Genomic DNA, 22954 nt, shown 5'->3' with positions numbered 1-22954 from the left:
ATTTAAATCGATTCTAAGGTTTCGATTGTTTCTGCTAGTTCCATCACCCCCTCAAAACGCAATACCTCTCCTTTTTTAATAATGATCATTGTAGGTGTTCCGGTGATATTATACTTTTCACTAAATTTTTTTGTTGAAAAGTTATCCCCATCTAAAAAGTAAACTTTCTTCTTCGTTGTTTTAATCGCTTCTGTTAATGTAGGTTGAAATACTCGGCAAGCACCACACGAGTCTTGCCCATAATAAACAATCATATCCTGTTTGTCTTTGATTGCTTTCACAACCTCCTGCTCGTTGACACTTATGAACGCTTCTTTCCCTTTTGAAAAAGAAAGTTGAGAAAAACAGAAACTTCCTGCTGCAAACATTGCTAGTATGATTAATATGCCCAATATTTTTTTTCTCATGCCGCACCTCCCTCTTCTAATAAAATAATTTCATCACATTGATTTAACAACTGTTGATCGTGTGTAATTAAAATAACTATCTTATTTTTTGACAATTCTTTGATGATTTGAAGAAACTCTTTCGCCGATTCTTTATCCAAATTTGTAGTAGGTTCATCAAAGATATAAATTGATTTTTCTACTTCTAAAGCTCGAAGTAGTAGTATCTTTTGAATTTGCCCCTGAGATAGATTTCCGCCTTGAGAAAAAACAACATGATTGTCTGGCAAATCAAAGTTAAGACGTTTTTTATAACTTTCAATCATTTTATTAGAATGAGCCATTTTTTCATTCAAATTAAATTGAATATTATTTCCGATTGAGTTTTTGAATACAGACATTTCGGGAAAATAAGCGTTAGTGTACTTGGCAATGTTTGTATGTGATAGCGAAGTAAAGCTATGATCATCTAAGCTTACTTCACCGCTGTCCGGTTCTAAAATTCCTAATAATATCTTCGTTAACGTTGTTTTTCCTGAACCATTTCCTCCTGATATTCCTGTCACATGTCCCTTGCGGAAACGCAAATTTAAATTAGACAAAACCGAAGTGTCTTCGTTATATGAAAATGAGATATTCTTCAACTCAATTTTCTCAATATCTTTAGATACCCCAAGCTGTTTCGTTTCTTGATCAACTTCACTACGCTCAATATTATTTTGAATATAGGATACAGCCATTTCACTTTTCTGAACTTTTAACCACGTTTGCACAATTGGCTTTAATTTCGATATCACAATGGAAATAATAAATACACTGAGAATTAATTCTGACATCGATTGATCTTCACCAAAAATATAGGAATAGATAAATAAACCGAATGTACTAAGCATCATACACGAACTAATCAATTCAAATAAAGAATCTATCCTAGCCGACAATTCATAGCTGATCAATTTCTTATCGAAATAATCAGACATTTTATCCAATACTTTCTCTTCTGCGACTCCATCTTTCGTAAATAAACGGATATCTAAAGAGTGACTAACTTGCTCTTCAATTGTGGATGATAAACTATTTGAACTCGTCACTAAAGCTTTTTCAAAATTCTGGATTTTCTCTGCTTCTCTCATCACTAGAACCATGTAAACAACTGACCAAAACATCATCATCACTGCTAAGAATCCATTAATATTGAACAAAATCCCATATAAGAAAACGATGAATACACTATCAAATTTCAAATATAGTTTATGAAGAATTCCTGTCACCGATAAAAGCAAATTCCAGAAGTGCCCCATGATATTATCCATATTTCTCTTTTCGACAAAATTATTGGTTTTTTGCTGGTAATAATCAAACAATACTTTCTGTTGAAATTGATTTTCCAGCGCTGTTTTCAACTGGATATCTTTTTGGTTCACATAGTAGTATCCGCCCATTAATGTCAGGAAAAAGACAACCGATGCGAAAAAGTAAGGTAACGTCATGTTTTCCATTTGAAAAATCATAATATATTGCATAAAAAATGTCACACTAAGCGGTAAAATATATTTTAAAACAGTCAGGATAAACAATTCACATCGATCTTTCACTTTGACATTGCCAATAATTTCTTTGTACAGCTCTTTGACTCCATTACTTTTTTCCCGATCTATAGTTTTTATTTCCTCAACGCAAATCGCATAGCCCATAAATCGTTCCGTAAAATCTTCAATATCTTCTATCAAAATTTTGGGCTCTGCTGGATCAGAAAATGTGATTGCATTATTTTTGATTGCATGAACAACAATATAATGAGGCAAGCCATCTCGATGTATAACACAAATCAACGGAAATTGTTGTGTTAATAATTCTCGAATATTTGTTACCTGATAAGCCTCGCTGATCACACCATTGTTTTCTAATATCTGTTGGATTTCTAATAAAGATAACCCTTGTTCAATAGTATCTACTTGTTGTTCTACTTCCATCGCAACATTTTTTATTTTTAGCTGCTTGAATAGCGTTTGAATTGTAGCAAGACCACAATCATTGACCATATTTTGCATAGTATGTGCGTACATAGTTTCCCCTCTCACTTTCTTACTCGACAATATCGATATTGCCAAATCCTAATTCGACTTTGATCAACTCATCGGCATTATTTTTAACTGATTTCGGATTTGTTACCTCTCCTTTATTCGTTTCCAGTTCATATCTTCGTTCAAACTCATTAGGAACTTGAATAACTACATTTCCTTTGTTCATCTTGATATTCAGTTCTTTTAACAGCTTAGTGTCTGTAGTCTGAATAGTTACTGTTAATTTCTCCTTACTATTTTTAGCAATACTGACACCTATCTCTGTTGCAAATGAAATCAACATTTTATCTTTCTCTGGTTGGATCTCTTTTAGTTTATCTGCAAAAGAGACAGGCATTTCCCCAGCAACTTGCACCGTATTTGTATCCCCTTTTTTCAAAATAACATTTAAATCTTGACTGATTCCTTTTAACACTACATTAGATACTTGTTCATCCGTCAATGCCCATTCTTTATTTACCTTGGTATTTTCTTCATTCACGTAATTCAGGTAAAAAATACCTGCAATGACTACACCTATCACAAGAATAGCTATCTTTTTTTTCATTTGTTTTTCCTCCATTTTCAGATGTATTTAATTAGTAACTTTTTCCATGTTGTTTTCAATCCATTTTTTTACTTGCTTGATTGAAATGCCTGACTCTGGTGACCACTCAACTTTGCTAACAAGCTTTCCTTGTTCAAATTTTGCTAAAGTAGGAGTATAAAGTAAATCATAGTTTTTTTTGAACGTTTCCCACTCATTTTCCTGTGTCCTCAACTTTGCAACATTTAAATACTTGAGTTGATTTTCAATTTCATATTTTTCAATCAACTCGATCAACTCTGGCTCAAAGGCATTACAGTCTCCACAAGTCGGGCGACCAACGTAGACATAGAAATCCTCTTGTTTCTCAATTTTATTCTTAAAAGATTCCACAGTCATAGCATCGATAAAATCATAAACTTCTGGATAGTTATTTTTTGAAATGATTAACTCTTCTTCTTTTTTCTCCATCTCATTATTTAATGAATATGCCTTTGTAGCTGAGAATAAACTGCTTGCACACAGGACAAGTAAAAGAAGTCCGTAAATAACTTTTTTCTTCATATTTCCCACCTCATTATTTAAATTCTCTATTACGAAATACGTTAAAACTAATAAGTAATGCAATGACTCCATAAATGACACTACTGATTAACGCTGTCTGCAGCTGGTCGTTAGTTATCACTGCTAAATCTGTAATGTTGCGTAAATTTGAAAAGAACAATGTATCCAACAGAAAGTCGAACTTTTCAAGATAATTTGAAATGATATTAGATAAAATAGTATCTCCAATAAATGCAATGGCAATAAATGCTGCAACAGAAGTATACGAAGCTTGTAACACATTGAATAATAAAATTCCCACACAACTCGCTGCTAAATACAAAGGTAGCTGAACAAGTACAGGCTTAAGAGCTACAGTCAAAGGAAAGCTTCCTTTTAAAATAAATGCTACACTGATTAAGCTTGCTGCGTAAACAGTCACAAACAAAATAGTTAGCAGAAAAGTTAAGACTGTTTTACTAAAAAAGAATGTTTTTCTACTCATTCCTGCAATTAAAGAATTGTTGACTACTCGGTAATTAAATTCATGTCCCCAAGCAACCATGAAAACATTGGTCAAAAATACTGGTATCAGCATAGAACCATTTGACAGCCCTGATTGTATTAACTCCTCAGCAGTATCTGTGCTTGAGGCGCCTAAAAATCCGAAGAATACTCCTAAAAGAATCAAGCCTGCCATGGAGTAAAAGCATAGTGAACTTTTGATAATTCTGTAAATATCTGATTTTAGTAAATGCATCATTTTAAACTCCTCCTTCAATTAAATTTAAGAAGTACTCTTCTAAGTTTTCTTCTTTGTAATAATAATTTGTTAAATAAATACCATGGTCAAATAAGAGTTGAGCGATTGTTTCCATATTTTCCTTCTTTTCCTTGATATACAGTTCATTTTGATGAACTTCTACATAATAATCATGACTAGCTAAAATCTTATTTGCTTGATGATTATCTGAGCTTGTTAGCACAATATTTTGACCACACTCATTTTCCAATTCTTCTTTCGTCAATTCTTTGACTAACTTTCCTTCATTTATAATGCCGTATCTAGTGGCAACCAATGAAAGCTCTGTTAAAATATGACTTGAGATCAAAATTGTCGTGCTATACTCTTGATTCAATCGATGAATAATTTCCCTAATCTCAACGATTCCTTGAGGATCTAATCCATTGATGGGTTCATCTAAAATCAGAAACTCTGGTTGATCCAAAATAGCTAAGCCGATTCCAAGTCGTTGTTTCATTCCCAACGAATAATCCTTAAAAAGTTTCTTATTGTCGACTTTATCGAGTCCTACAAATGCTAGTACCTCGTCAATACGCTTTTTGTCTTTAATATTTTTTTGAATTGCATAATAATTTAAATTATCTTTGGCGGATAAATATGGATAACAAGCCGGCCCTTCAATAACCGCTCCCATCTTCAGCACATTTTCTGAGTTGAAAGACAATGACCCTGAGCTTTTTTCAATCAATCTTGTTGCTAAGCGAATAAAGGTTGTTTTTCCAGCACCATTTTTCCCGATAAACCCGTAAATATCCCCTTTATTGATAGTCATTGAAACTTCATTCACAGCCTGATACTCTTTATATTTCTTCACCAAGTCATTTGTTTTTAATAGATAGTTATTTTTTTCAATTAATTCCATTTTCAGCACTCCCGTTATTTGGATTTGTCATTTTATTTCTAAAATTTCGAGGTCTTCTACCTTTAAATGTTCAAAAATCAATTCCTTCTCTGTCTTTTTGGGAATCATCACAATCTTTAATAATTCGCCTTGATTTAATACCTTCAACAATTTGTCTTCTTTGCTACTATTCACAATGATTAATTTTCTATGCACAACTGTTTGATCTTCAATAAAATATTCTATATTAGACATTTCCTTTCCTTCCTTTCTTTTGACTTGCTTATGTATTGATCCTGTTTTCTGTTTTTCTTAATATGTCTTCTTTACAGGATATTTTTATCTTTTTAGATTTCCCACCATAATCCTAGCAATTCAAACATTTCACTCACCCGCTTTCTTTCGATTCTTATAAGTTTTTTTCCTCTTGTTTACATGTCTTACTTTACTGCTTGATCAATTTTTTCAACAGGACATTCTTGTCATCCTTTTAGATTTCCCACCATAGCCCTAGCAATTCAAGCATTTCACTCACCTGCTTTCTTTCGATTCTTATAAGTTTTTCTCCTCTTGTTTACATGTCTCACTTTACTGCTTGATCAATTTTTTCAACAGGACATTCTTGTCCAGCATCTGTTGTTGGTTTCATATATTCTTATATAGCCTATTTTTATGCACAAAAATAAACTATTAAAACATACTCATGCTTTAATAGTTTATGACTTAATTATTTACAAACTCTTCTTCCCATTGCCAATCTATTGTTTACGAGAGCTCACTCAAACTGCACCTATCAGATACTGTGTAGTAATCCATTTTGGTTTGCTAGTAATCGGATTTGTTCTTGATCCTACATTTAGCACTATTGTTTCACCTGTTTATAGAAATTTGAAATGCTATTAATAGTATCTAAATTATGTATATGATGAAGTATAGGAACGTTATTATATATAAAGCACCTTGATTAATTCTTCCTGTCTAGTCTTCAAATATACTTTCTTTTAAATCCAATTTCCATTCTTCTTCTATCTTTTTTGATAATAACTCTTCTTGATGAAGCCTCGCTAATAAACTAGCATCCTGATATTTTTGTTTTGCTTTTTCAATTTCACCCTTTTGTAACCAACATTTTCCTTCTAGCATATCTACAACTGGTTTTTTGTGAAAATCTTGCGTTGACTTCATGATAGTATTAAAAATCTTGATTACATTCATAACTTTCCCGTACTCATCTATACTGATATATACCCCCATGACAATGATTAAAATTTGACCCAGAATCAAGACACCGACATCTGAAGCATAATTAACTTGATCAAGACACTTCTCAACTAACTGTTCAAATTCCTTACTATCCACATCTGAATACCTACTGCAATGAAAGTAAAGGTTAGCAATGATCAAATCATTGTCTGTATATTTTGTTTTATTCTTTACTTGAAAAAAGTAATCACTTAAAATCCCTTCACCAAAGTCTATTTTTTCTGAATGATGAACATCAATGATTGCTTGATCAACATCAACTAACAATTGTTCCTCTTCAGGTAAAATATCATAAAATTGTTCATAGATTTCGTTAAAAATAGATTCTACTTTATCTTCCATCTCTTTATTATACTGAGGCGGCCGCCTAAACAAACTCATTTTTAATTCTAAATACCTCTTAGGTAAGGTCATTTGACTTTCATCTATCAAATGTGAAATTGGAACAAATAATCGTTGAGATATGTATGTAAGCTTGGGTAACGTAGGTAAAGATTCTCCTGACTCAATTCTTGAAAGCTGTCTGACTGTTAATTCTAACTCATCATCACAAAAAGCTTCTCTACTCATTTCTTTTTGCTCACGAAGTAAGCGTATTTTTTTTCCTAATTCTAATTTTATATCCATTTTTCACCGTCCTGCATAAAAATTATATCAATCATCATGTTAATTATATATTAATAATATTGAAATTACAACATTCTACTGATAACATTATCATTCCTCCTGCTGCCTTTGATATCTTCAAACTCGAGTTATATGCTCTTAAAAGAAGAGTTGATATTACCTACTATTCAAATAGCTGGTAATGTCAACTCACTTTTTTATTTATCTTCTTTCCAATTTTTCCGAATAAAACTAGCTCTGCCTGATCCTTCTCGATAGAGATTATAATGTATACTATGTTTCTTATAATACTCTTGATGATAGTCTTCCGCTGGATAGAACGGTTGAGCTGGTTCAATTTTAGTCACAATTGGTTGAGTAAAGCGACCACTCTTTTGTAATACATCTTTTGACTTTTCAGCGATCTTTTTTTGCGATTCATTACTATAAAAAATAACAGGACGATAGGAATCACCACGATCTGCAAATTGACCTAAGGCATCTGTTGGATCTGTTTGCTGCCAATAAGTTTCTACTAATTTTTCGTATGGAATGATTGCAGGATCATACGTTATTTCAACTGCTTCTGTATGACCAGTTGCGCCTGTTGTGACTTGCTCATAGGTTGGATATTCAACATGCCCTCCTGTATATCCTGACACCACGGAAATAATACCTGGTTGAGTATCAAAAGGTTTAACCATGCACCAAAAACAACCGCCAGCAAAAATCGCTTTTTCGTAATAATGATGTTCCATATTTACTTCACCTCATCTTTTTCCTTATCATAAGCCCAACAAAAAAATAATGACATTGATTTGCTTATACAAACTCTATTGACATGGGATGGTTCCCACATGATAAGTTAAATAAAAAGAAGGAGCTGTTAAAAAAAATGAAAATCATCATTGAAGAAAACTACGAAAAAATGAGCCGGGTCGCTGCAAATATTCTATTAGGTAAAATGTATCAAAATAAACGAGTGAATTTAGCCATAACCGCTGGATCGACACCAGTTAAAATGTATGAATACTTAGTTTCTGATGTAAAAAACAAACATTATTTTGACAATGTTCATTATTACAATTTTGATGAGATTCCATTCAAACAGAAAAAAGGATATGGTGTAACGATGACCAATCTCAATAATCTTTTCTTTAAACCAGCAGAAATTCCAGAAAGCCACATACATCCCTTGGACGAAAACAACTACAAGAATCAGGACAAGAGAATTGAACAAGATGGTGGATTAGATTTGATTTTACTAGGCATTGGAGCAGATGGACATTATTGTGGGAACCTACCAGGAACAACAAAAATTTGAAAATTTAACTTCTTATGTTGGGGAAGACGCTACTGAACATATGAAAGATATTTTATTAAGCGAGGTCGGCGGCGATGAAAATGAGCGTCCAGACTTTTACGTCACTATGGGACCAAAAAGTGTGATGCAAGCAAAAGAAATTGTGCTCTTTGCCACGGGAAAGAAAAAAGCTGCGATCATCAAACAGGCATTTTTCGGCCCTGTCACAAATGATGTCCCCGCCTCCTTATTACAAACCCATCCTAATTTAACAATTATTTTAGATCAAGAAGCTGCATTAGAACTTTATTAAATAAAAAAGGCTTGAAATCATATGATTTCAAGCCTTTTTTTTACTATTATTTATTCAACTCATTCAAAGCATCTTCAGCAGCCATTTGTGCTTCAATATCAGAGATACTGTACACATTTTCGCTCGCTACGCCAACTTCTTTTGGTTCCATGTTACGGTAACGAGCCATACCAGTACCAGCTGGGATGATCTTACCAATGATAACATTTTCTTTCAAACCAAGTAATGGGTCTTTTTTACCGCGAATTGCAGCATCGGTTAACACACGAGTTGTTTCTTGGAATGACGCAGCAGATAAGAAACTGTTTGTTTCTAATGATGCTTTTGTGATTCCTAGTAAGACTGGACGGCTTGTTGCAGGAACGCCACCAGCTACTAATGTGTCATAGTTACGATCTTTAAATTCAGCGATATCTAGTAATGTACCTGGTAAGATTTCAGTATCACCTGGATCCATGACACGAACTTTACGAAGCATTTGACGAACCATTACCTCGATATGTTTATCGCCAATTTCCACCCCTTGCATACGGTAAACACGTTGTACTTCACGCAATAGGTAGTTTTCAACAGATAAAACATCGCGAACTTGTAGCAGTTGCTTAGGATCGATCGAACCTTCTGTCAACGGCTCACCACGACGGATCGTATCGCCTTCAGCGACTTTCATACGAGCTGTATAAGGAACTGTATACGTACGTGTATCAGTTTTCCCTTTGATCGTTACTTCTTTTTGGCGTGTTGCAGGATCTTCAGAAATATCGATTACTTCACCTGTTACTTCTGTAATGACTGCTTGTCCTTTAGGATTACGTGCTTCAAAAATTTCTTGAACACGAGGTAGACCTTGAGTAATATCATCTCCGGCAACCCCACCTGTATGGAACGTACGCATTGTTAATTGAGTACCAGGTTCTCCGATTGATTGAGCAGCAATTGTACCAACTGCCTCCCCAACTTCAACACCTGAACCAGTTGCTAAGTTACGGCCGTAACAGTGTTTACATACACCATGTTTGGTATTACATGTAAATACGGAACGAATCGTTACAGTTTCAACACCAGCGTCAACGATTTCTCTTGCAAGATCTTCTGAAATCAGTTGATCTTCACCAATAATCATTTTGCCAGTTTCAGGATGCATCACTGATTTACGCGTATAACGTCCAAGTAGACGTTCTTCTAACGGTTCAATGATTTCATTACCTTCACGAATTGATTGGATTACTAGACCGCGGTCAGTTCCACAATCGTCTTCACGAATAATAACATCTTGTGCTACGTCAACTAAACGACGAGTCAAGTAACCTGAATCGGCTGTCTTCAAGGCTGTATCGGTCATCCCTTTACGAGCTCCATGGGTAGAGATAAACATTTCCAAGACAGAAAGTCCTTCACGGAAGTTCGAGATGATCGGCAATTCCATGATACGTCCGTTTGGAGCGGCCATAAGTCCACGCATACCAGCAAGCTGAGTAAAGTTGGAGATGTTACCACGGGCCCCAGAATCTGACATCATGAAGATTGGATTTTTAGCATCCATACTTTCAATCAGTTTTTGTTGGATCTCATCTTTGGCTTTGTTCCAAACAGCAATAACGCGTTCATAACGTTCGTCATCTGTAATCAGACCTCGACGGAATTGTTTCGTAATATTTTCGACTTGTTTATGGGCATCATCGATGATTTCTTGTTTCTCATGCAATACCATGATATCAGCGATACCAACGGTCATACCAGCATGAGTAGAATGTTTATACCCTAAGTCTTTCATTCTATCAAGCATCTTAGAAGTTTCAGTGATATGGAATCTCTTGAAGACTTCAGCGATGATATTCCCTAAGTTTTTCTTTTTGAATGGTAAAACTAATTCTTGCTCTTTAATGTGCGCAGGAATATCTGTACCAGCTTCTACAAAATACTTGTCAGGTGTTTGTACCGTTAAGTTGTAATCTGTTGGTTCATTCAAGTAAGGAAACTCTACAGGCATGATTTCATTAAAGATAATCTTACCTACAGTTGTGATCAAAATACGTTCTTTTTGCCAATCCGTAAACGGTTTGTCGCCAAGCAAGGTTGTTTGAACACCGATACGTGAGTGTAAATGCACGTATCCATTACGCCATGCTAAAACAGCTTCATTCATGTCGCGGAAGATCATGCCTTCCCCTTCACGTCCTTCTTCTTCCATAGTTAGGTAGTAGTTACCTAAGACCATATCTTGAGAAGGCGTTACAACTGGTTTACCATCTTTTGGATTCAAAATGTTTTGAGCAGCTAGCATTAGCATACGTGCTTCTGCTTGTGCTTCTTCGTTCAATGGAACGTGAACGGCCATTTGGTCTCCATCAAAATCGGCATTGTAGGCTTCACACACTAATGGGTGAAGACGTATTGCACGACCTTCAACTAGCACTGGTTCAAAGGCTTGGATACCAAGTCTGTGTAATGTAGGTGCTCGGTTAAGCAATACTGGATGCTCTTGAATAACTTCTTCTAGAATATCCCAAACTTCATCTTCTCCGCGTTCGATTTTACGTTTTGCATTTTTGATGTTTGTTGCGATTTCGCGTTGAACTAATTCACGCATTACAAATGGTTTGAATAATTCAATTGCCATTTCTTTTGGCAATCCACATTGGTACATTTTAAGGTTAGGTCCTACGACGATAACTGAACGACCAGAGTAATCCACACGTTTACCTAATAAGTTTTGACGGAAACGACCTTGTTTCCCTTTTAGCATATGAGAAAGAGATTTCAATGGACGGTTACCTGGTCCTGTAACAGGACGGCCACGACGACCATTATCGATCAACGCATCAACCGCTTCTTGCAGCATACGTTTTTCATTTTGAACAATGATGTTTGGTGCGTTTAAATCTAATAAACGTTTCAAACGATTGTTACGGTTGATTACACGACGGTATAAGTCATTCAAATCACTTGTTGCAAAACGTCCACCTTCTAGTTGAACCATCGGGCGCAAATCAGGTGGGATTACAGGAATAACATCCATAACCATCCAGCTTGGTAAGTTTCCAGAAGCACGGAATGCTTCTAAAATATCTAAACGACGGATTGCACGTGTTCTTTTTTGACCTTGAGCTGATTTTAAGTCTTCTTTTAAGCCAGCAACTTCGCCATCTAAATCAACGTTATCCAATAATTGTTTAACAGCTTCTGCACCCATTGCCGCTGTAAAACCTTGACCATATTGATCACGTTTATCACGGTATTCGCGCTCTGTTAATAATTGTTTTTTCTCTAAAGATGTATCTCCGGCATCAATTACTACATAAGATGCAAAGTAAATAATCTCTTCTAAGGCACGAGGACTCATATCTAAAACAAGACCCATACGAGATGGAATACCTTTGAAATACCAGATATGTGAAACGGGTGCTGCTAACTCGATATGTCCCATACGTTCACGACGAACTTTAGAGCGAGTTACTTCTACACCACAACGGTCACAAACGATACCTTTATAACGAATACGTTTATATTTTCCACAGGCACATTCCCAGTCTTTAGTTGGGCCGAAAATGCGTTCACAGAACAAACCTTCACGTTCAGGTTTTAACGTACGGTAGTTAATCGTTTCGGGTTTCTTTACTTCACCGTAAGACCAGCTTCTGATCTTTTCTGGAGAAGCTAAACCTATTTGCATACTTTCGAATTTATTTACATCGATCAAAAGGGATTCCCTCCATTTCTTGATAGGAAAAGTTAGGGTGGGAAGAAAAATACAGTACTTTTAAACACTCATTTTCTTCCACCAACTGTATCAACTCTCTTTCTACAAAGAGAGATTGAAACAAAACTAACTTGACAATTTTAATAAGACTTCAAACAATTAGTCTTTTGTATCTTCAGCAGTTTCTATTTCTTGTTCAAGAACTGCATCTGCAGCTTCTTTCGCTTCAGCTGCTTCTTTTTCTAATTGTTTCGCTGATTGTTGTTCGGCAAATTTTGTTAGGGCATCAACTGTGATCAAGTCATCATCATCGTCATCCATATCACGTAATTCGATTTCTTGTTCTTCAATGTCCAATACGCGCATATCTAATCCAAGTGATTGTAATTCTTTTACCAATACGCGGAATGATTCTGGCACGCCTGGTTTTGGAATTGGTTCACCCTTAACGATCGCTTCGTATGTTTTCACACGACCAACTACGTCATCAGATTTGTACGTTAAGATTTCTTGTAATGTGTAAGCTGCACCGTATGCTTCCAGTGCCCATACTTCCATTTCCCCAAAACGTTGTCCACCAAATTGAGCTTTACCTCCAAGTGGTTGTTGGGTAACAAGTGAGTATGGTCCAATAGAACGAGCATGTAATTTATCATCGACCATGTGGGCCAATTTGATCATGTACATCACACCAACAGAGATACGGTTATCAAATGGTTCACCAGTACGTCCGTCATAAAGAACAGTTTTCGCATCACGAGCCATACCCGCTTCACGAACTGTTTCCCAAACGTCATCATCATTGGCGCCATCGAATACTGGTGTTGCAATGTGGATACCTAACTGACGAGCAGCCATACCCAAGTGCAATTCTAGTACTTGTCCAATATTCATACGTGATGGTACCCCAAGCGGGTTCAACATGACATCGATTGGTGTGCCGTCTGGTAAGAATGGCATATCCTCTTCCGGCATAATACGGGATACAACCCCTTTATTACCGTGACGTCCGGCCATTTTATCGCCTTCGTTGATTTTACGTTTTTGCACGATATACACACGAACTAACATGTTTACGCCTGGAGATAATTCGTCTCCGGCTTCACGAGTAAAGATTTTCACATCATGAACAATCCCGCCGCCACCGTGAGGCACACGTAGAGATGTATCACGAACTTCACGGGCTTTTTCACCAAAGATTGCATGTAGTAAACGTTCTTCAGCAGATAACTCAGTTACCCCTTTAGGCGTTACTTTACCTACTAATAGGTCACCATCTTTAACTTCAGCACCGATACGGATAATGCCCATTTCGTCAAGATCTTTCAAAGCATCTTCTCCGACGTTTGGAATTTCACGCGTGATTTCTTCAGGTCCTAATTTTGTATCACGAGCTTCTGATTCGTATTCTTCAATATGAATAGAAGTATAAACATCATCTTTTACCAAACGACGGCTCATGATGATTGCATCCTCGTAGTTGTATCCTTCCCAAGTCATGAATCCGACAAGTACGTTTTGCCCTAAAGCCATTTCGCCTTCTTCCATAGAAGGTCCATCTGCTAATGTATCGCCTTTTTCAACTTTTTCGCCTAAAAGAACGATTGGACGTTGGTTGTAACTTGTTCCTGAATTTGAACGACGGAATTTTGTTACCATATATTTATCTAATGCGCCATTGTCACGGCGAACGCGTACTTCTGATGCATCCACATATTCAACGACACCATCATGTTTACATAGTAGAGCAGCACCCGAGTCATGTGCTGATTTGTATTCCATACCAGTTCCCACAAGTGGTGAACGAGGTTGGATCAATGGCACTGCTTGACGTTGCATGTTGGCACCCATCAAGGCACGGTTGGAGTCATCGTTTTCTAAGAAAGGAATACAAGCCGTCGCAACAGCAACTACCTGTTTAGGTGAAACGTCCATGTAATCGACTCTATCGATCGTCACTTCCAAGTTTTCACTTTGCAGACGAGCCATTACTAATTCTTCAGCGAATGTTCCATCTTCATTTAAGCGTGAGTTTGCTTGCGCTACAATGTAGTGATCCTCTGTGTCAGCAGTTAGGTAATCTACTTTATCTGTTACTCTGCCAGTGGCACGATCAACACGACGATAAGGTGTTTCAATAAAACCAAATTTGTTCACTTTGGCATAACTTGACAAGCTGTTGATCAACCCAATATTTGGTCCCTCAGGTGTTTCGATCGGACACATACGGCCATAGTGGGAATAGTGAACGTCTCGAACTTCATAACCAGCACGGTCACGAGTCAAACCACCAGGTCCTAAGGCAGATAGACGACGTTTGTGTGTCAACTCACCTAGAGGATTTGTTTGATCCATGAATTGTGATAATTGAGAAGATCCAAAGAATTCTTTGATACTTGCAACAACTGGACGAATATTGATCAATTGTTGTGGTGTTAGTGTTTCAGTGTCTTGAATAGACATTCTTTCACGAACCACACGCTCCATACGAGCTAAACCAATACGGAATTGGTTTTGTAGTAATTCACCAACTGAACGAATACGACGGTTTCCTAAGTGATCGATATCATCTACATTGCCGATGTCTTCTTGTAAGTTAAAGAAATAACTCATTGAAGCCACGATATCTGCTGGACGAACAGTCTTCACACTTGTATCAGGATACCCATTACCGATGACGTTCACGATGCGTTCTGGATCTTTTGGAGAAAGAACTTTGATCACTTGAACTGTCATTGGTTCAGTAACTACACCATCTTCGCTTGGGTAATACGTTACACTGTTTAAGCCGTTATCGATATGTTCACCTAATGTTTCCATTACTTGGTGAGTTAATACTGTTCCTTTTTCAACGATGATTTCGCCAGTTTCAGCATCGATCAATGTTTCTCCTAAAGTTAGGTTCAATAGACGTGTTTTTAAATCTAATTTTTTGTTGACTTTGTAACGACCAACGTTCGCTAAGTCATAACGTTTTGGATCGAAGAAACGAGCGTTCAGTAAGTTACGAGAACTGTCAGCCGTTTTCGGCTCACCAGGTCGAAGACGCTCATAAATATCTTTTAACCCTTCTTCAGTACGAGAGTCGCTTGCGTTTTTGTGTAAATCTTTTTCGATTGTATTACGTAAGCTTAATGTTTCACCGAAAATTTCAAAAATTGTATCATCAGAGCCAAAACCTAAGGCACGAACTAATACAGTCAAAGGAATTTTACGTGTACGGTCAATACGTACGTAAGAAATATCTTTTGCGTCAGTTTCCATTTCTAACCATGCACCACGGTTAGGGATCACTGTTGAACCAAAGCCTTCTTTACCATTTTTATCTACTTTTCCATGGAAATAAACACCTGGTGAACGTACCAATTGAGAAACGATAACACGTTCTGCACCATTGATGATAAATGTTCCCATTTCAGTCATTAGAGGGAAATCACCGAAGAATACTTCTTGTGATTTGATTTCTCCAGATTCACGGTTTGTCAATCGTAGAGTAACGTGTAACGGTGCAGAATAGTTTGCGTCATGTGCACGCGCTTCTTCTACCGTATACTTAGGTTCTTTTAATTCATAATCCACAAATTCCAAAGATAGGTTTCCTTGAAAATCATCGATCGGTAAAATGTCCTCAAACATTTCTCTTAGTCCTTCATCTAAAAACCATTGGTAAGAGTCTGTTTGAATCTCGATCAAGTTGGGTAATTCCAACACTTCACTGATCCGGGCGAAACTTCTACGTTCGCGGTGTTTTCCGTATTTTACTACGTGTCCAGCCAAGCTCTTCACTCCTCTAATTAAAAGTCTATCAAAACACTAACCGAAAATATTTCTTTAATATTACAAATATTAAATATCTGTAATATTGAGCATTTTTTGCAGTTTTTAGGCAAAAAAAAACCAAAAATAGAATGTGCTCTTGAAAATTTCTCGTGCGTCTCTACTTTTGTTTCCCTATTAAAAACCGGAACGGACAATATTTCGCTCCTGCTTTGTCATTTTTCAGATAGTTTTTGCATCTATACATTGTACTTCCTTCTATAATAAAAGTCAAGGTTTTTCGCAAGCTTCTAGTGCCCTGCTTTCTACAAAAAAAGACACTCGATAAACACCGAATGCCTTCTTACATATTCTACTATTTTTTCTTATTGAACTGTAGTTTCTCCAGTAATTTCAGCGCCTTCTTTATCTAGAGTAGCAGAAGTTTTGTATTCTTCTTTTTCGAAGGTTACGTTCCCTTCAACTTTTGTGCCATTTAAGACAAAACCATTGGCTTTAACTAAGATATCCCCTTTAACAGTTCCATTCACAATATTGAAGTTTTCTGTTTCAACAACTAGTTTAGGAACAGTAACTGTATACTCAGCTGTCACTTTTTTATCTGAGTCTTGTGCATATAATGCTAATTTTCTATAAATATCGTTTGAAGCTTCCCCTTTATCGTGGAACTCACCCGCTACTGTTACATCTTTATCAAAAGTCAGATCAGCTGTTGCCGCAACAATCCAGTTACCATCTTTACTCAACGCTTTTTCAATTACTTCTGGTTTGTCACTTATTGAAGCACCACTCACTGCATCAACACTTGAACTCATTGATGTTTCTGTTTTGCTATCAGAGGAACTATCTTTAGAAGCTTTATTGTCACTGTTACATGCACCCAATACTAATACAGTTGCTGCTAATGTTCCTAATGTGATTAATTTTTTCGAAATCATATACATCCTCCTAATAATTTACTATTTATTCAGTTAAATAGTAGCATGAAATCGTTTAAATTCACAAAGATATCCATTTTTATTTGGTTTATTACAATTAATTTAAAAATTTCACAAATTCATGTTCATTACATGAATGTTCAGAAAATTTAAAAAATGAGTTGACAGTAGACCTCCTTTTCCTTTATACTAAACACAATTCAATTTGCGGAGGGATCTTTTATGACATACTCAATCAACGCACAACTGAATAAAGCTTACTTTAGCTACTTTAGATAGTTTTGTATTCATGCAATCGTGGGTACAAACAGCAAAAACCTGTTTTTGTATCTATGATGGCTAGAGCGCTTTGTATTGAACAAACAGCCACCTAGACATTCCTAAGTGGCGAATAAAGAAGTGTTTACCTACGACTTTTATCAATCCATTTAGGCATATTGTCTAAATGGATTTTTTGTTTTATCAACATCAATCATAATTGGAGGAATCAAGATGAAAAAGAAACTAGTAGGACTAAGCATCATGTCGGCAGTAGCATTATTGGCTCTTGGCGCATGTGGCGATGGCAAAAAAGCAGCTAACGGAACAAATAGTGACAGTAAAAAAATCGGTGTGTTACAACCTGTTGAACATGGCTCACTAGATGCTGCATTTGAAGGATTCAAAGAAGGCTTAGCTGATAACGGATTTAAGGATGGCGAAAATCTGACGATTGAATACAGCAATGCCCAAAATGATCAAGCCCAATTAAAAAGTATGAGTGAAAAACTAGTCAAAGAAAAACCAGACCTACTTTTAGGAATCGCAACACCTGCCGCTCAGTCTTTATTGAACGAAACAACAGACATACCGATTCTAGTCACAGCAGTTACTGACTTAGTCAGCGCTAAATTAGTCAAATCCGATGAAAAACCTGGCGGCAATGTTACAGGAACTACGGATATCGTCCCAATCGACAAACAAATTGCCCTATTATTGAACATTGTGCCCGATGCTAAAATTGTGGGGATTATGTACAACGCAGGGGAAGCGAATTCTAAAATTCAAGCTGATATGGCTGCAAAAGCCTTAAAAGAAGCTGGAATCAAAGCAAAAATTTTAACGGCAAATTCAACGAATGACGTACAACAAGTAACGACAAGCTTAGCAAAAGATGTTGATGCCATTTATATCCCAACAGATAATACTTTCGCCTCAGCAGCTGCTGTTATCGGTGAAGTAGCGAAAGAACATAAGATCCCGGTTATTGCAGGTTCAATCGAACAAGTTGAAGAAGGTGGCTTAGCAACTGTCGGAATCGATTATAAATCACTAGGTAAACAAACAGGTGTTATGGCTGCAAAAATTCTAAAAGGTGAAGCAAAACCTGAGGGCATGCCTGTTGAAAAAGCGAAAGACTTAGAACTTTTTGTAAATAAAGACATGGCGAAAGCCTTAGACATCGATCCTGATACTATAAAAGCACCTTAACATCTAAACAATTGTTGAGAAAATAAGCGACTAGCTTTTTCTCAACTGTTACATACTAATTATTGAAAGAAGCTGATTTTATTGTTAGACATACTACTATCCTCAACCTCTCAAGGTCTTCTTTGGTCGTTACTTGCCATTGGAGTCTTTCTAACTTACCGTATTTTAGACATTGCTGATTTGACGACAGAAGGAAGTTTTCCTTTAGGCGGCGCTGTAGCCGCAGTTATTTTAGCAAAAGATCCGACCACTTGGCCGGCGCCTATCCAGTCTTTATTTGATATCCATTATATGATAGCGCCAATCGTGGCATTGCTTTTTGCTTTTATTGCTGGCATGTTAGCAGGTCTTGTTTCGGGACTACTGCATACAAAATTAAAAATCCCTGCTTTATTAGCAGGAATCATCACAATGACAGGTCTTTACAGTATCAACTCACGGATCATGGGCGCTCCAAATATTTCTTTGATTGGGACAGATTCGATTTTCTCTCACGCTCAGTCGTTAGGTTTCACTAAAGTCAACAGCGCGATAGTTGTCGGTTCGATCATTGTACTTTTGGTTATTGTCTTACTTGTCTTATTCTTTAAAACTGAAATCGGCTTAGCCACACGAGCTACTGGTGACAACATCGACATGAGTGAAGCCAATGGGATCAAAACAGACAATATGAAGATCATCGGATATATGCTATCTAATGGTTGTATTGCACTATCAGGTGCTTTACTTGTACAAAATAATAACTTTGCTGATTTGAATTCTGGTATTGGAACGATCGTTATCGGGCTTGCTTCGATCATCATTGCTGAGGTTCTCTTTAAAAATAAATCACTTGGTCTGCGTTTGATTACAATTGTGATTGGTGCCATCTTGTACCGTTTTATCCTCGCTTGTGTTTTAGAGCTACGCGTTGATCCCGCGGATTTGAAATTATTCTCAGCAATCATTTTGGTCATCTGTCTCTCTTCACCTCTGATTCAAAAAAAATTAGGATTTTCTAAGCTTGGAAAACGTAAAGGAGGAGCAAATTAATGGAGCCTGTATTAACAATCAAAAACTTACACCAATATTTTGAACGCGGAACAGTTAATGAAAATCACGTATTAAAAGGAATTGATTTGACCATCAACCAAGGGGAGTTCATTACAATCATCGGTGGAAACGGCGCTGGTAAATCTACTTTACTAAATAGTATCGCTGGCACATTGCCGATCGAAGAAGGTCAGTTAGCTTTAAACGGTAAAGACATCACAAAACAACGTGTCGTTGCCCGCTCAAAACAAATCAGCCGTGTTTTTCAAGACCCTAAGATGGGGACGGCTGTTCGTTTAACTGTGGAAGAAAATATGGCACTTGCTATGAAACGTGGAAAAAAACGTGGTTTAGGCAATGGCGTTCGCAAAAATGACCGAAATTTCTTCAAAGAACAATTAGCTAGTTTGAATTTAGGATTGGAAAATCGTTTAGGTACAGAAATTGGTTTACTATCTGGCGGACAACGTCAGGCGATTACCTTGCTAATGGCTACCTTGATTCGCCCAGAATTGATTTTGCTAGATGAACACACAGCAGCACTTGATCCTAAAACATCGATCACTGTCATGGAGTTGACAGAAAAATTGATCCAAGAGCAAAATCTAACGGCATTTATGGTGACGCACGATATGGAAGATGCGATTCGTTACGGCAACCGTTTGATCATGCTACATCAAGGTCAAGTCGTAGTAGATGTACCTGCTGAGCAGAAAAAGGATTTAACTGTCAATGAATTGATGGAGATGTTCCATAAAAATAGCGGTACTGAATTAAAAGACGATCAGTTATTATTAGTTTAAACAAAAAGGAAGTTCAAGTGATCCGTACACTCGAACTTCCTTTTTCATTTATTTAGTTGGCGATTAGCCACCTATTAAAAAGTCTAAAACATTCCAACCATCTGATGTTTGTCCACGGTATAATTCCGTAAAGCCGCATCTCGTACAGCTGACTGTGATAAATTTTTTATTTTGTACGTCAAATATTTTTGCGAAGTTTCCTCCTGTTGCTTGAAACTGATCGGAAACATAGTGCTCATTTCCACACTTATCACAAATATATTGTTGCTTTTCCATTTTCCCAACTCCATCTCTCTATTAACTTTCTAGTTCAATACTTTGCTTCTCATTCCTACCATTTGATTATAACAATTTTTCAAGGTGAAATCATACATCTTTAGAAGGATTTTCCTCTCCTCTTTCAGACGTATTGCAGTTGACCACTCTTCCTCACATCAGATACAATGAAACTACTATAAAGGAGCGAGGTCTATGTCTACAAAAAGTCAGGTGTTAACTTTATTAATGAAACAAGCGCCAGCGTTTATTTCAGGAGAAGAAATGGCGCAACAACTTTCTTTATCACGTACAGCGATTTGGAAAGCCATCAATGAACTGAAAAAAGAAGGTCATATTATTTCAAGTAGCCGCAATAAGGGCTATCGCTATGATAAATCAGACGTTTTATCCGCGGAGGGAATTCGTTTAGCTTTAGGTTCTGCAACTCCTAACCTGTCAATAACGGTTCTAAACTCTTCAGAGTCCACAATGAAAGATGCTAAACTGGCCGCAATAAACGGAGAACCAGATAATACATTGATCGTAGCGGATATCCAAGAAGCTCCAAAAGGACGGTTTGGCCGACCGTTCTTCTCAAAAGCAGGCAGTGGTATTTACATGAGCATGTTATTAAGACCGAATCAAAACTTTGAAGAAATGGCGCAATATACTGTGATCATGGCGGTAGCGATTGCTCGAGCAATGGACAATCTGACACCTGTACAAACTAAAATCAAGTGGGTCAACGATATTTATATCAATGGCAAAAAAGTCTGTGGGATTTTATCAGAAGCCATGAGTGATGTAGAATCAGGACAAATTTCAAACGTCATTATCGGTATGGGAATCAATTTTTCTTTAAAACAAAATGAGTTTCCAAAAGAATTAAGAGAAAAAGCAACCTCTCTATTTCCAGAAGATGAACCAATCATTACAAGAAACGAATTGATTGGAGAAATTTGGAATCAATTTTATGCCATACTAAATCAACTACCGGAACAAAGTTTTTTAGAAGAATATCGCCAAAAATCGTTTGTCCTTGGGAAGACCGTCTCTTTCACGCAGACTGGCATTGACTATAAAGGGATCGCAACAGCAATCAACGATCATGGTGAATTAGTTGTCCAACTTCAAGATAAAAAAGAAAAAGTACTTTCTTCTGGAGAAATTAGCCTGAACAGTATAAATCCAACACTTTAGGATTCATAACTAAACATAAACCTTAAGATTCCCTTAAGAAACGCGAAAGTTTTCTTACCCCTATTTGCTATATATTTCCGTTATGTTACATTTGTATTGCAAATGATACAAATATTACGAAAAGGAGAATAGTTATGAAAAGAATTGTTTTTTGTTTGGTTGCATTATCGCTTGCTCTTCCAATCACAAGTTTTGCAGAGGAAATATTATCTACCACTGAGGATTCAAAAGTTGAAAGCTCTTCAGCCTCAACACAAGACACAGAAAAAAATGATGAGAAAATTGTGGAGAACAGTTCTTCTTCCACATTAGATTCAAGTTCCTCCGAAACATCCAACACTATTGGAAATCTGTACGGTGACATTATCCACACAACACTCGTTGTCTTTCAAGGAGAAAAAGTGACGGCTGAAATGCTCTACCAAGATGGAGGTTTTCATGGTGCTGCATTTAGAGATCTTAAACTTTTAGACGAAGCTCCAACAGATAAACTAGGAAAAAATTTAGTCAACGTTAGCTTCATGCTTTATCCTTGGGAAGAGGATCAAGGAGAAAAACAAGAAGTTATCCTAAATATGGCGTATACAGTAGTAAAAACTGCCCCAACTTACAATATACAGTTTATCTCCTATGATTCTGACAACAAACAAGTTAAAGGAAAAGTATCATCAGTAGATGGCGTAGCAGCAAGTAACGTTCATATATACGGAGACAATACTGCTAACTATGATTCAGCACCTGCAAACATAACATTATTTTATCCATTTGTTGATCTAAATAATCCTGTTTCAACAGATGCTGAAGGTTACTTTACACTTTCTTACCAAGACAATTACAGTTTCTTTGCTTTTAACAGTGAAACTAACGACTATTCACCTGTCTACACATTGAACGATAAAACCTTCGCTGGTGTCTCTGCAACTACAGACACATCTAACCCTGTGGAAAGTACACAGTCCTCTTCTGAGAAAAAAGAAGAAAAGAAAAAAGATCTATTTCCAAATACAGGGGAAAAGAAAACAGTTTACGTTTCAATTGTCGGTATTGCCATTATTTTACTAGCTATACTATTTCTATTCATTAAGAGTAAAAAAAATAAAAAGTAG

Annotated in this window: 18 protein-coding genes and 1 pseudogene; 6 read left to right on the top strand and 13 right to left on the bottom strand. The window is 36.6% G+C overall.

All coding sequences use genetic code 11. The features are described from left to right. Positions 1 to 2 precede the first annotated feature (2 nt). From I583_RS16340 to msrA, 9 genes are all read right to left on the bottom strand, one after another. Positions 3 to 407, bottom strand: a complete 405-nt coding sequence (locus I583_RS16340) for a thioredoxin family protein (RefSeq protein ID WP_010762216.1) — start codon at positions 405 to 407, stop codon at positions 3 to 5. Next, complete coding sequence (locus I583_RS14770) at positions 404 to 2452, bottom strand: ATP-binding cassette domain-containing protein (protein ID WP_010762215.1); 2049 nt, start codon at positions 2450 to 2452, stop codon at positions 404 to 406. Before I583_RS14770 ends, I583_RS16340 begins: the two co-directional genes overlap by 4 nt. Positions 2453 to 2471: 19 nt before the next feature. Next, positions 2472 to 3017: a hypothetical protein gene (locus I583_RS14765; protein ID WP_010762214.1), complete on the bottom strand. Its 546-nt coding sequence runs from the start codon at positions 3015 to 3017 to the stop codon at positions 2472 to 2474. A gap of 27 nt (positions 3018 to 3044) precedes the next feature. Then, positions 3045 to 3560 carry a thioredoxin family protein gene (locus tag I583_RS14760; protein ID WP_010762213.1) on the bottom strand — a complete coding sequence of 172 codons (516 nt, stop codon included), beginning with the start codon at positions 3558 to 3560 and terminating at the stop codon, positions 3045 to 3047. Between the two features lie 13 nt (positions 3561 to 3573). Next, positions 3574 to 4302 carry an ABC transporter permease gene (locus tag I583_RS14755; RefSeq protein WP_010762212.1) on the bottom strand — a complete coding sequence of 243 codons (729 nt, stop codon included), beginning with the start codon at positions 4300 to 4302 and terminating at the stop codon, positions 3574 to 3576. 1 nt (position 4303) lies between these two features. Beyond that, positions 4304 to 5206, bottom strand: a complete 903-nt coding sequence (locus I583_RS14750; RefSeq protein ID WP_010762211.1) for an ATP-binding cassette domain-containing protein — start codon at positions 5204 to 5206, stop codon at positions 4304 to 4306. A 27-nt stretch (positions 5207 to 5233) separates the two neighbouring features. Beyond that, positions 5234 to 5440, bottom strand: a complete 207-nt coding sequence (locus I583_RS14745; protein WP_010762210.1) for a hypothetical protein — start codon at positions 5438 to 5440, stop codon at positions 5234 to 5236. A gap of 723 nt (positions 5441 to 6163) precedes the next feature. Continuing rightward, entirely contained in the window at positions 6164 to 7075 is a 912-nt protein-coding gene (locus I583_RS14740) for a helix-turn-helix domain-containing protein (RefSeq protein ID WP_010762209.1), read from the bottom strand. Between the two features lie 197 nt (positions 7076 to 7272). Beyond that, positions 7273 to 7812: a peptide-methionine (S)-S-oxide reductase MsrA gene (msrA, locus tag I583_RS14735; RefSeq protein ID WP_010762208.1), complete on the bottom strand. Its 540-nt coding sequence runs from the start codon at positions 7810 to 7812 to the stop codon at positions 7273 to 7275. Positions 7813 to 7949: 137 nt separating this feature from the next. Between msrA and I583_RS14730 the strand changes: the two are divergent. Further along, a pseudogene (locus I583_RS14730) lies at positions 7950 to 8670 on the top strand (glucosamine-6-phosphate deaminase). 46 nt (positions 8671 to 8716) lie between these two features. Here I583_RS14730 and rpoC read toward each other — a convergent pair. The 3 genes from rpoC to I583_RS14715 form a co-directional block, all read right to left on the bottom strand. Then, the gene (rpoC, locus tag I583_RS14725; RefSeq protein WP_010762205.1) at positions 8717 to 12370 is read right to left on the bottom strand and encodes a DNA-directed RNA polymerase subunit beta'; all 3654 of its coding nucleotides are present in this window, start codon (positions 12368 to 12370) and stop codon (positions 8717 to 8719) included. Positions 12371 to 12529: 159 nt separating this feature from the next. Next, positions 12530 to 16147 carry a DNA-directed RNA polymerase subunit beta gene (gene rpoB / locus I583_RS14720; protein ID WP_010762204.1) on the bottom strand — a complete coding sequence of 1206 codons (3618 nt, stop codon included), beginning with the start codon at positions 16145 to 16147 and terminating at the stop codon, positions 12530 to 12532. A 365-nt stretch (positions 16148 to 16512) separates the two neighbouring features. After that, positions 16513 to 17085, bottom strand: a complete 573-nt coding sequence (locus tag I583_RS14715) for a hypothetical protein (protein WP_010762203.1) — start codon at positions 17083 to 17085, stop codon at positions 16513 to 16515. Positions 17086 to 17577: 492 nt separating this feature from the next. On the opposite strand from I583_RS14715, the gene I583_RS14710 reads away from it, so the two are divergent. The 3 genes from I583_RS14710 (at position 17578) to I583_RS14700 (ending at position 20390) form a co-directional block, all read left to right on the top strand. After that, positions 17578 to 18555, top strand: a complete 978-nt coding sequence (locus tag I583_RS14710; RefSeq protein WP_010762202.1) for an ABC transporter substrate-binding protein — start codon at positions 17578 to 17580, stop codon at positions 18553 to 18555. An 81-nt stretch (positions 18556 to 18636) separates the two neighbouring features. Continuing rightward, a complete protein-coding gene (locus I583_RS14705; RefSeq protein WP_010762201.1) occupies positions 18637 to 19587 on the top strand; it encodes an ABC transporter permease in 951 nt (316 codons plus the stop codon). Continuing rightward, complete coding sequence (locus I583_RS14700) at positions 19587 to 20390, top strand: ABC transporter ATP-binding protein (RefSeq protein WP_010762200.1); 804 nt, start codon at positions 19587 to 19589, stop codon at positions 20388 to 20390. The genes I583_RS14705 and I583_RS14700 overlap by 1 nt, the downstream gene beginning before the upstream one ends. Positions 20391 to 20453: 63 nt before the next feature. Here the strand turns inward: I583_RS14700 and I583_RS14695 are convergent, their stop codons facing one another. Continuing rightward, complete coding sequence (locus tag I583_RS14695; protein WP_010762199.1) at positions 20454 to 20666, bottom strand: zinc ribbon domain-containing protein; 213 nt, start codon at positions 20664 to 20666, stop codon at positions 20454 to 20456. 195 nt (positions 20667 to 20861) lie between these two features. Between I583_RS14695 and I583_RS14690 the strand changes: the two genes are divergently transcribed. Further along, entirely contained in the window at positions 20862 to 21848 is a 987-nt protein-coding gene (locus tag I583_RS14690) for a biotin--[acetyl-CoA-carboxylase] ligase (RefSeq protein ID WP_010762198.1), read from the top strand. 134 nt (positions 21849 to 21982) lie between these two features. Then, the gene (locus I583_RS14685) at positions 21983 to 22954 is read left to right on the top strand and encodes an LPXTG cell wall anchor domain-containing protein (protein ID WP_010762197.1); all 972 of its coding nucleotides are present in this window, start codon (positions 21983 to 21985) and stop codon (positions 22952 to 22954) included.

The sequence above is a fragment of the Enterococcus haemoperoxidus ATCC BAA-382 genome, assembly GCF_000407165.1.
GTDB classification, from domain to species: domain Bacteria; phylum Bacillota; class Bacilli; order Lactobacillales; family Enterococcaceae; genus Enterococcus_L; species Enterococcus_L haemoperoxidus.
Note: the sequence above shows the minus strand (reverse complement) of the source record. Positions and strands in the feature narration are given on the sequence as shown.